Raw genomic sequence first — 13,911 nt, 5'->3', positions numbered from 1 at the left:
CTGTGTAATTCATTGACATTGAGTAATCAATTTAATGTACAAGTTTGGTTATTTATAGGTGCTAATCTAAGACTTTTTTTGGTTATTTTTTAGTCTAAAATTAACTACATTGCCCTAAAAGCACCCAAATAATTATAAAAACGAAAATAGTACCAAAACACCCTCCGCCTAATTTTTTTGCTCCGTAACCTGCTAATAATCCTCTAAATATATTATTCATGGTATTTGTTTTTTATTGATTTGTAATTAATTTTTATGAAAGTAAAGTTCTTACTTTAATCCGTGAATCTATTTATATCACTTTTAAAAAAAGTTTCATGATTTACGGATTCAGTTTAAATAAAAAAACTTCATTATTTCTAATGAAGTTTTATGTGTTAAATTAATCAGTATTAACAGTGTAGTTTCTGCTTATTAATGTTGCTTTATCAATAATTCCCTGTCCTGTTGGAGGAGCGGGTGGAATTTGACCCGATATATCGATATAATTTTTTGTACTAGTAAGATTTAACAATCTGCTTAAAATCAAATTAACCTGCGAACTTGGAAGCGCATTAGCTCTCAAAAGCGTTGTGCCACTAACAGAGGTCAGTGATGGTAAATTAATAGAAGCCAGACTATGATTTTCTCTAAAAAAAAGACCACTTGCCTGAGTTAAAGAAGGGAAAGAAATAGATGTTAAAGATGGATTATTCTGAATACTTGTATCAGCTCCCAATACTTTTTTTAAAGCCGGAAATATTACTGCACTTAATTTTTGGTTATCAGCGACATCAAAATCATTATAAACTTCTCGTAAATTAGCAACATTTATACTCACCAGATTTGAATTATCAATTACAGACAATTCAACTAATTTTTCTACTACAGATAAATCTACAGTGGTTAAATTGGTAGTACCATTTATATAGACATTTTCTGTATATGGTCCAAACTCAGACCTTATTTGCGCTGCTGCCTGTGCATCAGTAATGTCACCTGTTATTACTATACTTGTTTTTCCTTTATTCTGACTACTACCGGCGTATAACGCGTAAGGTACACTCAAAAGTTGGCTGGTTCCACTGATTGTGTAGTTACTTCCTCCTGTTGGGTCAATTTCTGTTTTTATAAAATGCAATCCGGCACCCCAATTTATAGCTGCAAAAGTTCCTGTAACGGGTGTTCCGCCACCTATTTCAATAGTTACTAATCCGTTATTGTTTGTTGTTGCAGTTTGTGTTTCAATATAACTAGGGTTACCATTTGCAGTATCGAATATAATACTGATTTTTATACTTACTAGAGCACTCGCTACTAATGTTCCATCTGCTTTACGAATAACAGATTGATAACTCATTTTTTGAGGAGCCTGAGCGAATAAAACTGTAAATGAACTTAATAGTAATAATAAGAGAGTAATTTTTTTCATATATTTTTCTACGGTTTGATTGTTATTTTTTAATGATTTTAAAAGTTTTAATTGTTTTGTTATTAGTAGTTATTCCCAGAAAATAAATACCCTGATTCAATCCCTGCATTGAAACACTCGTTTCAGAACTTGTTATCTTAGAATTTCCAGATATCATTTTCCCATTGATATCAAATAAATTATATGCCAGGTCATCTAATCTATCATTAACAATAACTATATTAAGTACATCAACTGTAGGATTAGGATATGCTGTCATTACCAAATTTATTCCCTGAAATTCATCATTCCCTAAAGTAATAATCTCATAAGGTTGTTGGATTCCCTGCAAAACATATGCACTTGACCCTGGTAAACTAGCATAAACGACTTGTCCGATTGAATAACTTGACGAGCCTCCGCTTCCTGTTGCATTTCCGCCAGAAACTACTATGCTTTCCTGCGCATAACTACTAGCGATAAATGAAATGCAAAAAATAAATAATAGTAAAAAAGTTTGTTGGTTTCTTTTCATATAATAGTTTTAATTATTAGCTAATCAAATATATACTAATTCTTACGTAAAATATTACTAAAAAGAGAAGAATTATAAAATTAAAGACAAAAAAAAAGCACCAGCCTTTCGACTGATGCTTTTTAAAAATATTAAAATCAAAAAAAAATTATTCTTCATGATGGGTTTGGTTTCTAAATACCAATTGTCCATCAAAAGCATCTAATAAAATGATGCTGTCTGTAGTGATGTTTCCTGCTAAAATTTCTTTCGACAACTGATTCAGTACTTCTCTTTGAACTACACGTTTTACCGGTCTTGCACCAAACTGCGGATCGTAACCTTTATCAGATAAATACTTGATAGCTTCTGGTGTAGCATCCATTGCAATACCTTGTAAGGCAAGCATTTTTGTTACGCTCTTAAGTTGTAAACTCACAATTTTCGAAATGTTTTCTACTGTTAAAGGCGTAAACATTACAATCTCGTCGATACGGTTTATAAATTCCGGACGAACAGTTTGTTTCAATAATCCTAGAACTTCAACTTTTGCTGATTCTGTAGCAGATTCAATGCTTCCTTTTAAGTTTTCGAATTTGTCTTGTATAATCTGACTTCCCATGTTGGATGTCATGATGATAATTGTATTTTTAAAATCAGCCAGACGTCCTTTATTATCTGTTAAACGACCTTCATCCAAAACTTGCAATAAAATATTGAAGGTATCCGGATGCGCTTTTTCGATCTCGTCTAACAAAATTACAGAATACGGTTTTCTACGTACGGCTTCAGTCAACTGACCACCTTCGTCATAACCTACATATCCTGGAGGTGCACCTACTAAACGACTCACACTGTGACGTTCCTGATACTCACTCATGTCGATACGCGTCATAGCATTTTCGTCATCAAAAAGGTATTCGGCCAAAGCTTTTGCTAACTCCGTTTTACCGACTCCGGTTGTTCCTAAAAATAAGAAGGTACCAACTGGTTTTTTCATGTCTTGCAATCCTGCACGACTTCTACGAACAGCGTCACTTACAGCCTCGATTGCTTCTTCCTGACCCACAACACGTTTGTGTAATTCATCTTCAAGATGCAATAGTTTTTCGCGTTCTGTCTGAAGCATTTTCATCACAGGAATACCTGTCCATTTTGCTACGACTTCTGCGATATCTTCGCGTGTTACTTCTTCTTTAATCAAAGAAGTTCCTGATTGATATTCTTGCAATTGTTTTTGTAAAACATCAAGACGTTCTTGTGCTTCTTTTATTTTTCCGTAACGAATCTCAGCAACTTTTCCGTAATCTCCTTCACGTTCTGCACGTTCTGCTTCGTATTTAAAATCTTCAATTTCTTGTTTTACGGTTTGAATTCCGTCAACAATATCTTTTTCAGATTTCCATTTTGCATAGATTTCGTTGCGTTCTTCTTTTAAGTTCGCCAAATCCATGCGCAGGATTTTCAGTTTACTTTCTTCTTTTTCACGTTTTATCGCTTCAATCTCGATTTCTAACTGCATGATTTTACGATCCAGAACATCTAATTCTTCTGGTTTCGAATTGATTTCCATACGCAGTTTAGAAGCTGCCTCATCCATCAAATCGATCGCTTTATCCGGTAAGAAACGATTCGTAATATAACGTTGCGAAAGCTCAACGGCTGCAATAATTGCCTCATCTTTAATCTGAACCTTATGATGTGTTTCATACTTTTCCTTGATTCCACGTAAAATTGAAATCGCACTTTCAGTATCCGGTTCATCAATTAAGATTTTTTGGAAACGACGTTCCAGGGCTTTATCTTTTTCAAAATATTTTTGATATTCATCTAAAGTCGTTGCACCAATAGCTCTTAACTCACCACGAGCCAAAGCTGGTTTCAGGATATTGGCCGCATCCATTGCGCCTTCTCCTCCACCTGCACCAACAAGCGTATGAATCTCATCGATAAATAAAACAATATCACCTTCGGCAGCTGTAACTTCTTTTACAACAGCTTTCAAACGTTCTTCGAATTCTCCTTTAAATTTAGCACCGGCAATCAGCGCTCCCATATCTAATGAGAAAACGATTTTATCTTTTAAATTTTCCGGCACATCACCATCAACGATTCGGTGAGCCAATCCTTCAGCAATAGCAGTTTTACCAACTCCTGGCTCTCCTATTAACATCGGGTTATTTTTTGTTCTACGCGTTAAAATCTGTAACACACGTCGGATTTCTTCGTCACGGCCAATAACCGGATCCAGTTTTCCGTTACGCGCTAATTCATTTAGATTTTTAGCGTATTTATTTAATGAATTATAGTTTTCTTCAGCTGAAGCCGATGTTACTCTTTCTCCTTTACGAAGTTCTTCGATCGCTGCTTTTAAACCTTTTCCGGTAACTCCCTGATCTTTTAGAATCTGAGAAACTTTACTTTTTGAATCGAAAATTGCCAAGATCAAATGTTCGATAGAAACATATTCATCGTTCATTTTCTGAGCAATAATCTCAGCTTCATTCAAGGCTTTGTTTGCATCTCTGGAAAGTAAAATATCACCTCCTGAAACTTTTGGAAAGCTTTGAATAGTGCTGTCTAATATTTGTAAAAACAACGGAACATTTACATTTAGTTTTTTCAAAATAAACGGCGCAACATTTTCGTCTACTTCAAAAATAGCTTTGAAAATGTGCTCGTTTTCTATTTGTTGTTGTCCGTTGCTTTGAGCCAACTGTTGAGATAACTGTATAGCTTCCTGCGACTTAATTGTAAATTTATTTATGTTCATATGTATACGTTTTAAGTTTGATTGTTAGTTATAGAGTTTGATATGATTAAAATTACGATTTATTGGATTAAATTTTTAAGTTTAAATCATTTAACTTTGCATCTGATTATTCAAATTATATTCCATACTAAAAATACAGACAAAATGACATTAAAAAACTGATTTTTATCATTTTTACACGTCAAAAAGTCATAAAACACGTCAATATGAGTTTTTTAAATTCAATCTTCGGAAGTTCAGAGAACACAGAATCTCAAAAAAGCAATGTTAATTGGACAGAATTAACAGATATTGCGCAATTATCAGAAGTTACAGCGATCTCAAATGAGAAACCAGTTGTAATTTTTAAGCACAGTACAAGATGTAGTATTAGCCGAATGGCTTTGAAACAATTTGAGCGTGAATACGATTTAAACGATAGCGTTACTGCTTATTTTTTAGATTTGATTGCGCACAGAGATATTTCTAACGAAATTGCCAGCAGATTTAATGTATATCATGAATCTCCTCAATTAATCTTAATCAGAGACGGAAAAGCTGTTTATGATGTTTCGCACAGCGATATTGATGCTGTGGCTTTAAAAGAAAAAATATAATTTTTTTTCTTGTAAAAAGATTTTTACAAAATTAAAAAGTTCCTTCAGAACCTCCTCCACTAAATCCTCCTCCACCAAAATCCATTGGAGAATCTGGTCCTTTTACTTCTGGTTTCATGCCAAATGTTGAGGCTACGATTAAAGCTTCGGCATTTAAAATCGCATTTGAATTATTGATTCTATCCGGTTTAAAAGTCAAGCCGCTTTCTTTATCTTTTAATTTTCGAATAGCAAAATAAGCAATGGCAAACATTACTAATCCTCCAAGGGTTAACGCTACTTCTATTGGTAAAACGGAGTAATAAAATCGAATGGTATAGAAAGAAAATGCGATAGCCAAAAAGCTGATCCACAGCATAATTCTGTCTTTTGTTTTTAAAGCCTGAACCAAATAAACAGCCGGCACTATAAATGTAAAAGCATAAAAGAAATAAGCAAACGGAATATCTTGTCCCGGAAGTACTTCATTTCCTAAAAACTCCACCGAAAGTTCTCTAACAACCAAATAATTACATGAAAGATAAAACAATACCAAACAGAAACTATTGGCTAATAATAAACCATTATAGAAATAAATGTCTTTAAGATTATTGATCATTCTTTTTGTTAAGAAGTAAAATATAGCCGAAACCAGCAGGGCTACAAATGGTAAGATCGTTTTGGCGATATCTCCAAATTCGAACATTCCGAAAAATAAAATTGCTGTAACTGCGATACAGAAAACCAATAAAGACAATAAATGCAAATATCTTCTGTACATAAAAAAAGAAGCTATTGCTACAAAAAGCGCTATTTGCAGCTCGTACCCTTCAGTGATTATGGCAATAGCAAATCCTATATTTAAAATAGCACCTAAAATAAAGGCATCATCTAAACCGTGTCCGTAATATTTTTGTACAGCCAAAAACTCTGCTCCGGCAAAACCAATAGCAGCGAATATAAAGCAACAAACATTAAAAAAAGTATGTTCAGAACCAGAACTCGTGAGTCCCATTAATGAGATTACGCCACATACAGATAAATATAAAAAGGCTCCCAACAAAAAGAATCCTAAACGTACGAGAAGATTACTTTGCCTCTTAAAAGCCGGTAATTCCTTTTTTATTAGATTTTTTTGTTCTTTGCTAATAAAACCGGCAGATTCTAAAGTTTTCGCCTCTTCTACTAAAGCTAGATTGTTTAATAAATTTTTATCGTATACTATCATGCTGCAATTTCTTTATTGAAGGTTTTAATCAATTTAATAAACATAATTATAGATCCTATAAAATATATCGGAAGGATCATAATAAATAATACCCAAACATCAGAGAAATTAATACTGTCAAAAATTCTGACCAGGAAAATATTAATTCCGATATAAGCGTAGATGATCATAAATACATATAATGAAATTGCTTTAAGTTCGTGACTAATTTTATAAAAATAAAAAGAAGATGCCACCAATACAATCAGAAATAAAAACCAAATTCCATATTCGAAATAATCCAACAAACTGCTAATTGTAGCAACACTAATAATATGCAAAGCAAAAGTGAGATAGATAAGATTAAAATGTGTTTTTAACTGAATTCTGGAACTATAAATCGTCCATAAAATAAGTAAAACGCCCAATATTATTGCAGAATAACTTAAAGTTTGATCCTGATAAAAATTACTATTATTTAATAAGTCCTGTGGTGTTACCGAAAGCCCGATAAAAGCAGCCAAACCTGTAATAGCAATAGTCAGTATACTTTTATTATCGAAATAATACGCACAGAAGAAACTCACTATGGTTGGAATTAAAGTCGCCAATCTATAATTTGTTCCGAATGGTTGATATTGAAATTGCAGATACCCTATAAAAATGCACGTTAAAATACTCCCTGCCAACGCCAGATATTCTACAACCGGATGCTCAAAAGTAGTTTCGTGTTTTTGAAATCCTTTTGAGTTTTTAAAACAATAATAAAAACAAACTACTATAACAATCAATAATAAAGAAAGAATCGCAATATGGCCAATGCTATCTATATTATTGTAAATTAAAATCCCTATTCCGGAAGTAAACAATAAAACCGATAAATACAGTAACAATTTCAGTTCTGCATTTAGCGAGAAAATATTTAAATTGCGATAGGCGGTAATTTCCTGATATTGATTCTCAGTTATTAGATTTTTATCCAAAAGCGATTTTGTTGCCTGGTCATCAAACTTATTCATAATTTACTTTTATAGTCATACAAATCAAAAATAGTCTTTTTGATTGAATATTTAGTTAGTAAAAAAATACTTATAAATATCTAACTCTTTAAATCGTTAATATTTTCAGTAAAATGATTGATCGTAAAGATTAATCATTTAAATTTGTGTAATCGATTACAATTGACTAATCAACTAAAGAAACCACAAATAAAAACATCATTATAAAATGAAACAAAATCTGCTTTTACTCTTTTTCTTATTGAGTATGCCTTCTCTTATAGCACAAAATTATTATATGGAATCTCCTGAAGGGTTTGGTTCAGCCACTACTGGAGGCGGAAACTCTACTCCCGTTACAGTAACAACTTATAATGATTTATTAGCAGAAATTAAATCGAAATCGCCGGCAGTAATTTTAATATCTGGAATAATTACAATTCCGAGTGGTGAGCCTATTCATGAAATGGTAACCAATAAAACTTTGTTAGGATTGCCTGGTGCTAAACTGGTCAATGAAAACCAGTCTAATCCGGGAGCGGGTATTTTATCTTTAAAACCGGGTTCTGATAATGTTATTATCCGAAATCTTGTTTTCGTAGGTCCCGGCGCATATGACATTGATGGCCAAGATAATCTTACTGCCGATTGTACCAATCTTTGGGTTGACCATTGTGAATTTCAGGATGGTCAGGACGGGAATTTTGATAATAAAGGAAAAACCGATAACGTTACTATTTCATGGTGTAAATTTACCTATTTAAAAGCTCCAAAAGCTGGTGGATCTGGAGGAGCAGACGATCATAGGTTTAGTAATCTTATTGGCTCTAACAAAAATGATTCTCCATCTGACGGACATTACAGCATAACTTTCAAGAATTGTTACTGGGCAGAAGGTTGTAAACAAAGAATGCCACGCGCCAGAAATGCAGAACTTCATATTTTGAATTGTTATTACAATACGTCAGAATCTGGTTCTTTGGCTATTGGTTTAGGTGGAGGTATTAAAAACTCAACTTGTTATGTTGAAGGAACTGATTTTGCAAAAGTAGAAAAGGTTTTTAAAGAATATATAATTACAGATGGCGGAACGGTTGGGATTGTATTTGATCGTTGTCGCAAAGGTCCAATGGATTTTGGAACCAAAGTAAATAAACCTTCTTATACTTACACTACGATTCCTCTTGGAAAAGTGGAACAATATGTAACTAACGCAACATGTGGTGCCGGAGCAACGCTTCAGGTAACTTCAGGTGTTGTGATCTCTACAACTTGTAGTAATAAAAGCTAATTATAATACTATTACTCTATTACATAAAAAAGCCGATTTGTATTGGATACAAATCGGCTTTTTTTATTAAAGAGAAAGCTTTAAAAAGCGGCTTTCATTTTATCTTTAATCGCTTCCAGACATAAGTTATTGATACTGCCTTCGTGCGTGTGTTTTGTTTCTTTTGGAGATTGATAGGTTCCTGCTTCTAATTGTTCAGCAACGGCTTTGTAAGCGTCTCTAAAAGGCATTCCTGCAACAACCATTTCGTTTAAGGTATCTACTGTAAACAAATAATCGTATTTTTTATCTTTTAAAATATTGTCTTTTACCGTAATATCTTTTACAGAGAAAATCGCAATATCTAAACATGCTTTTAAGTTTTGAAGTGCTGGAAATAAACCTTCTTTTAAAAGTTGTAAATCTCTATGATAACCACTTGGTAAATTATTGGTAATTAAAGTGATTTCGTATGGTAGTGCCTGAATCTTGTTGCATTTTCCTCTGATTAATTCGAAAACATCCGGATTTTTCTTGTGCGGCATAATGCTCGATCCTGTTGTAAGATGTGCTGGAAGACCAATAAAATCAAAGTTTTGGCTCATGTACAAACAAACATCCATGGCGAATTTTGATAAAGTTCCTGCAACACTTGCCATTGCAAATGCAACAGTTTTCTCTGCTTTTCCGCGGCTCATTTGTGCTGCAACAGCATTGAATTTTAAAGTTTCAAAACCTAGTTCCTGAGTTGTAAATGTTCTGTTGATTGGGAACGAACTTCCGTAACCTGCGGCAGATCCTAACGGGTTTTGATCAACAATTTTTGAAGCTGCGTTTAACATCGTAACATCATCAATAAAACTTTCAGCGTAAGCAGAAAACCACATTCCGAATGAGGATGGCATGGCGATTTGCAAATGCGTATATCCTGGCAATAAAACATTTTGGTGTTTTTCTGCCGATTCCATCAACAAGTCGAATAATGTTTTTACTTGTTCTTTTAAGGCTTTTAATTCGTCTTTCAAGTACAAATGAACATCTACTAAAACCTGATCGTTACGAGAACGCGCCGTATGGATTTTCTTTCCGGCGTCGCCTAGTTTTACGGTTAGTAAATATTCTATTTTAGAATGTACGTCTTCAAAACTGTCTTCGATTTCGAAGTTTCCTTTTGCAACGTCGTCAATTATTTCGTTTAAGGCATCAACCAAAGAAGTGGTTTCTTCCTGAGTTAATAAACCAATTTGCCCCAACATTTTAGCGTGTGCAATAGAACCTAAAGCATCGTATTTTGCCAAAACTAAATCGAGTTCACGATCATTACCAACGGTGAAATGTTCGATTTGTTTATCTGTTGGTATTCCTTTTTCCCAAAGTTTCATAACTTAGATTTTTAGACTTCTTAGATTTTAGACTTCTTAGATTGTTTTCTAATTTAGACCTAATGTCATTGTTTATACTGGTGGTGTTTCTAGCCCCGATAGTAGTGGAAATCCTTTTGTGCCGGGGTTCGGCACAAAAGATTGGAACGGATAGCGGGATTAGCTCCTAAAAAATATTATAATTTAAAGAAATCTGTTAGTATTTTGATATATAAATCGACTCCTTCTTCTATTTCATTTACAAAAATAAATTCGTCTGCTGAATGTGAACGCAATGTTTCTCCTGGCCCTAGTTTTAAAGACTGACAGCTTAAAACCGATTGATCTGAAAGTGTTGGCGAGCCATAAGTTGTTCTTCCTAAAGCAATTCCGGCTTGTACTAAACCATGCTCAACCGGAATAGACGATGCGTTTAAATGCATTGATCTTGGTGTTACTTCGGCATTTACATTTGCTTTTACTACTTCTAGAATCTCGGCATTTGTATAACGATCTGTTACCCGAATGTCTACCACCAAATCACATTCTGACGGCACCACATTATGTTGTTTTCCGGCACTAATTTGCGTTACGGTCATTTTTATGGGACCTAAAACGTCTGAAATTTTGTCGAATTTATAGTTTTTAAACCATTCCATTACAGGAATTGATTTGTATAATGAATTATCATCGTTTTGATGCGCGGCGTGGCTTGCGGTTCCTTTTACTTTTACGTCAAGAACTAACAAACCTTTCTCAGCAACAGCAAGTTGCATTAATGTTGGTTCTCCTACAATGGCGCAATCTAATTCTGGTAAATGTTTTAAAACACTATTTAAACCATTTTTTCCGCTGCTTTCTTCTTCTGCCGAAGCTACGATTACAAGGTTATGAGACAAATTTTGATTCTCATAAAAATGTACAAAAGTGGCTAATAACGAAACGAGACATCCTCCTGCATCGTTGCTTCCTAGTCCGAATAATTTGCCGTCTTTTTCGATGGCTTTAAAAGGATCATTGGTGTAGGCCTGATTTGGTTTTACGGTATCGTGGTGTGAATTTAGTAAAAGTGTTGGTTTATTTTCGTCGAAATATTTATTGAAAGCCCAAACATTATTATTTTCTCTTTTAAAAGGAATTTCGTTTTGATTGAACCAATTTTCTATTAAAAGTGCCGTTTGATCTTCTTCGCTTGAAAAAGAAGGGGTTTCGATAAGGCTTTTTAATAAACTAATTGCTTCCTGGGTAAGCGTTGCAATATTTTTCATAGTTATGGTTTCTTTACCGTTATCCCGATAGCTATCGGGACAAAGTCACGAAGTTTTTATTAAATCTGTGACATTTTTAATTTGCGCAAATTTCTTAAATTAAAATTTAAAAGTACTGCGAAGCTCTGTTTTTTTGCCACTAATTGCAGTGATTTTCACAAATTATCTTTTTGTAAAAGATTTAAAATCAAAATAACTTTTTTATGTACTTCTAAAATTATTTTCTCTTTAAACAGAAAAAATTAGTGTCAATTTATGTAATTCGTAGCAATCTCTCTATAAAGTAATCGTTGTATGCAGAACGTCAGGGTTTTGAAGCATTTTATGATGCCCAATTTTGATTTTCTGAACACCTCTTGACAAACTATTGAAGCAGTTATCCAGCTTTGGAATCATTCCGGAATGGATTACTTTTTCTTCTTTTAGTTTATTATAAAGTTTTTCGTTGATTTGGGTTATTACAGATGAATCGTCTTCTGAATCTTGCAAAACGCCTTGTTTTTCGAAACAATATGTCAATGTAACATCAAAAACTTCAGACAATGCGATTGACAATTCACTCGCAATAGTATCGGCATTTGTGTTTAGTAATTGTCCGTTTTTATCGTGAGTGATGGCGCAGAAAACGGGAACGATTCCTGTTTCTAATAAAGTGGCTAATAATTTGGTATTAACCTGTTTTACATCTCCTACAAATCCGTAATCGATTGTGGGGTGATTTCGTTTTACTGACTGAATCAAATTTCCATCAGCTCCAGAAAAACCAATTGCGTTATTGTCTTTAGCCTGTAATTGCGCTACAATATGTTTATTAATTTGTCCGGCGTAAATCATTACGACAACATCAAGCATTGGCGCATCGGTGATTCGGCGTCCGTCGATCATTTGCGGAACCAAACCAATACTTTGAGCCATTTTTGTAGCTGATTTTCCTCCACCGTGAACTAAAACTTTATGTCCTTCGATTTTAGAGAAATCGGTTAAGAATTGTTCTAACTCGGTTGGATTATCGATGATGTTTCCGCCAATTTTTATTAAAGTAACTTTTTTCATGAGGTTCAAAGGTTCAGAGAGACAAAGGGACAAAGTTTAGATTCAGTACGTAAAAAAAAACCTCTGAACCTTTGCAGCTTTGCGCCTTTGCACCTTCATTTACATTTTTTTAAGAATCTTTTGTAAAACTAATTGTGCCGAATACGTTCTGTTATTCGCCTGTTCAATCACGATTGAATTTTCCCCATCTAAAACTTCGTCGCTTACAATTACGTTACGACGAACCGGAAGACAGTGCATGAATTTTCCATTATTAGTTAATGCCATTTTTTCGGCTGTAACAGTCCAATTTGGATCGCTGTTGGTTACTTTTCCGTAATCATTGAAGTTACTCCAGTTTTTTACGTAAACGAAATCGGCATTTTCGAAAGCTTTATTTTGATCGTATTCAATTTTGCAATCTTTCGTAATTTCCGGGCTTAGTTCGTAACCTTCCGGATGTGTGATTACAAAATCCATGTCTTTTTGCATCTGCATCATTTCTACGAATGAATTGGCTACAGCCTGAGGCAAAGCTTTTGGATGCGGCGCCCAGGACAAAACAACTTTTGGTTTGTGTTTTGTTTTGTATTCTTCCATTGTAATGGCATCTGCCAAAGATTGCATTGGGTGACGAACGGCACTTTCCATGTTTACGATTGGCACGGTTGCGTGTTTCAAAAATCCTGAGATTACTGTTTCCTGATAATCTTTTTCCTTGTCAACCAAACCTGCAAAGGCACGGATAGCGATAATATCGCAATATTGAGAAACTACTTCTGCAGCTTCTTTGATGTGTTCTGAAGCACCGGAATTCATAATTGCACCGTCTTCGAACTCTAATGTCCAACCTTCGTTGGTAAAATTCATTACCATAACATTCATTCCTAAGTTAATCGCAGCTTTTTGAGTACTCAAACGCGTTCTTAAACTTGGGTTGAAGAATAACATTCCTAAGGTTTTATTTTTACCTAATTTTTGATTTTTAAGTGGGTTCTTTTTGATTTTTAACGCACTTTTTACCCATTTTGATAATGAGTCGATGTCTTTTATTGAAATATAGTTCATGTCTTTTTGTTTTTTATTTGTTACCTAAAGGTGGACGCGGATTAAACTGATTCGCTTCGCGAAGACGCAGATTAACGCGGATTTTATATTCTTAATTTTCTATTGTTCTCAAATATTTTTCGTCTAAATTCTGGTTTTGTTCCAAAATTTAGAAGTAAACCTACTTCGCAGTCTGTACCTTTTAAATAGTTTAAAATCTGATTTTCAAACTCCACTACGATACAATCAGTTGCTTTTAATTCTAAAATAATTAAATCTTCCACTATTAAATCCGCATAATATTCTCCTACTTTTAGTCCCTTATAATATACGATGATTTTCTTCTGAGCTTCAACGTTAAGCTCCTTATTTTTTAACTCTAAATACAATGAATTTTGATAAACTTTTTCTAAAAATCCATATCCTAATTCATTATAAACTTCATAAAAAGTTTTAATAATAACTTCTGTTAACTC

At 33.8% G+C, this 13,911-nt stretch carries 12 protein-coding genes; 2 read left to right on the top strand and 10 right to left on the bottom strand.

The window, feature by feature from the left end:
- Window positions 1-382 precede the first annotated feature (382 nt).
- The 3 genes from FLACOL7796_RS14060 to clpB all read right to left on the bottom strand — a co-directional run bounded on the left by FLACOL7796_RS14060 (window position 383) and on the right by clpB (window position 4,677).
- Window positions 383-1,411, bottom strand: coding sequence for a hypothetical protein (locus tag FLACOL7796_RS14060; RefSeq protein WP_173971398.1), 1,029 nt, complete (start codon window positions 1,409-1,411; stop codon window positions 383-385).
- Window positions 1,412-1,433: 22 nt separating this feature from the next.
- The gene (locus tag FLACOL7796_RS14055; protein WP_173971397.1) at window positions 1,434-1,925 is read right to left on the bottom strand and encodes a T9SS type A sorting domain-containing protein; all 492 of its coding nucleotides are present in this window, start codon (window positions 1,923-1,925) and stop codon (window positions 1,434-1,436) included.
- A 148-nt stretch (window positions 1,926-2,073) separates the two neighbouring features.
- On the bottom strand, window positions 2,074-4,677 hold the full coding sequence (clpB, locus tag FLACOL7796_RS14050; protein WP_173971396.1) for an ATP-dependent chaperone ClpB: 2,604 nt from the start codon (window positions 4,675-4,677) through the stop codon (window positions 2,074-2,076).
- A gap of 206 nt (window positions 4,678-4,883) precedes the next feature.
- Between clpB and ytxJ the strand changes: the two genes are divergently transcribed.
- The gene (ytxJ, locus tag FLACOL7796_RS14045) at window positions 4,884-5,273 is read left to right on the top strand and encodes a bacillithiol system redox-active protein YtxJ (RefSeq protein ID WP_173971395.1); all 390 of its coding nucleotides are present in this window, start codon (window positions 4,884-4,886) and stop codon (window positions 5,271-5,273) included.
- 31 nt (window positions 5,274-5,304) lie between these two features.
- Here the strand turns inward: ytxJ and FLACOL7796_RS14040 are convergent, their stop codons facing one another.
- Entirely contained in the window at window positions 5,305-6,480 is a 1,176-nt protein-coding gene (locus tag FLACOL7796_RS14040) for a hypothetical protein (protein WP_173971394.1), read from the bottom strand.
- A complete protein-coding gene (locus FLACOL7796_RS14035; RefSeq protein ID WP_173971393.1) occupies window positions 6,477-7,478 on the bottom strand; it encodes a DUF2157 domain-containing protein in 1,002 nt (333 codons plus the stop codon). Before FLACOL7796_RS14035 ends, FLACOL7796_RS14040 begins: the two co-directional genes overlap by 4 nt.
- A 208-nt stretch (window positions 7,479-7,686) precedes the next feature.
- Here FLACOL7796_RS14035 and FLACOL7796_RS14030 point away from each other — a divergent pair, with 208 nt between their 5' ends.
- Window positions 7,687-8,748, top strand: coding sequence for a pectate lyase family protein (locus FLACOL7796_RS14030; RefSeq protein WP_173971392.1), 1,062 nt, complete (start codon window positions 7,687-7,689; stop codon window positions 8,746-8,748).
- An 80-nt stretch (window positions 8,749-8,828) separates the two neighbouring features.
- Here the strand turns inward: FLACOL7796_RS14030 and argH are convergent, their stop codons facing one another.
- The 5 genes from argH to FLACOL7796_RS14005 all read right to left on the bottom strand — a co-directional run.
- Window positions 8,829-10,109 (bottom strand): argininosuccinate lyase, encoded by a 1,281-nt coding sequence (gene argH, locus FLACOL7796_RS14025; RefSeq protein ID WP_173971391.1) that lies wholly within the window; start codon window positions 10,107-10,109, stop codon window positions 8,829-8,831.
- 176 nt (window positions 10,110-10,285) lie between these two features.
- Window positions 10,286-11,356, bottom strand: coding sequence for a M20 family metallo-hydrolase (locus FLACOL7796_RS14020; protein WP_173971390.1), 1,071 nt, complete (start codon window positions 11,354-11,356; stop codon window positions 10,286-10,288).
- Window positions 11,357-11,632: 276 nt separating this feature from the next.
- Window positions 11,633-12,409 carry an acetylglutamate kinase gene (gene argB / locus FLACOL7796_RS14015; protein WP_173971389.1) on the bottom strand — a complete coding sequence of 259 codons (777 nt, stop codon included), beginning with the start codon at window positions 12,407-12,409 and terminating at the stop codon, window positions 11,633-11,635.
- Between the two features lie 99 nt (window positions 12,410-12,508).
- On the bottom strand, window positions 12,509-13,456 hold the full coding sequence (locus FLACOL7796_RS14010) for an N-acetylornithine carbamoyltransferase (RefSeq protein WP_173971388.1): 948 nt from the start codon (window positions 13,454-13,456) through the stop codon (window positions 12,509-12,511).
- Between the two features lie 83 nt (window positions 13,457-13,539).
- On the bottom strand, window positions 13,540-13,911 hold a 372-nt coding region (locus FLACOL7796_RS14005), incomplete at its 5' end, for a GxxExxY protein (protein ID WP_173971387.1).

Source organism: Flavobacterium bizetiae (assembly GCF_902804475.1).
In the GTDB taxonomy this organism is placed as follows: Bacteria; Bacteroidota; Bacteroidia; order Flavobacteriales; family Flavobacteriaceae; genus Flavobacterium; species Flavobacterium bizetiae.
The sequence above is the reverse complement of the archived record's forward strand: the minus strand, read 5'-3'. Positions and strand labels throughout refer to the sequence as shown.

Excerpts from the sequence above, each read along its gene's own strand:
- FLACOL7796_RS14060 (WP_173971398.1), bottom strand. The coding sequence starts at position 1,411 with ATGAAAAAAATTACTCTCTTATTATTACTATTAAGTTCATTTACAGTT.
- FLACOL7796_RS14055 (WP_173971397.1), bottom strand. The coding sequence starts at position 1,925 with ATGAAAAGAAACCAACAAACTTTTTTACTATTATTTATTTTTTGCATT.
- clpB (WP_173971396.1), bottom strand. The coding sequence starts at position 4,677 with ATGAACATAAATAAATTTACAATTAAGTCGCAGGAAGCTATACAGTTA.
- ytxJ (WP_173971395.1), top strand. The coding sequence starts at position 4,884 with ATGAGTTTTTTAAATTCAATCTTCGGAAGTTCAGAGAACACAGAATCT.
- FLACOL7796_RS14040 (WP_173971394.1), bottom strand. The coding sequence starts at position 6,480 with ATGATAGTATACGATAAAAATTTATTAAACAATCTAGCTTTAGTAGAA.
- FLACOL7796_RS14035 (WP_173971393.1), bottom strand. The coding sequence starts at position 7,478 with ATGAATAAGTTTGATGACCAGGCAACAAAATCGCTTTTGGATAAAAAT.
- FLACOL7796_RS14030 (WP_173971392.1), top strand. The coding sequence starts at position 7,687 with ATGAAACAAAATCTGCTTTTACTCTTTTTCTTATTGAGTATGCCTTCT.
- argH (WP_173971391.1), bottom strand. The coding sequence starts at position 10,109 with ATGAAACTTTGGGAAAAAGGAATACCAACAGATAAACAAATCGAACAT.
- FLACOL7796_RS14020 (WP_173971390.1), bottom strand. The coding sequence starts at position 11,356 with ATGAAAAATATTGCAACGCTTACCCAGGAAGCAATTAGTTTATTAAAA.
- argB (WP_173971389.1), bottom strand. The coding sequence starts at position 12,409 with ATGAAAAAAGTTACTTTAATAAAAATTGGCGGAAACATCATCGATAAT.
- FLACOL7796_RS14010 (WP_173971388.1), bottom strand. The coding sequence starts at position 13,456 with ATGAACTATATTTCAATAAAAGACATCGACTCATTATCAAAATGGGTA.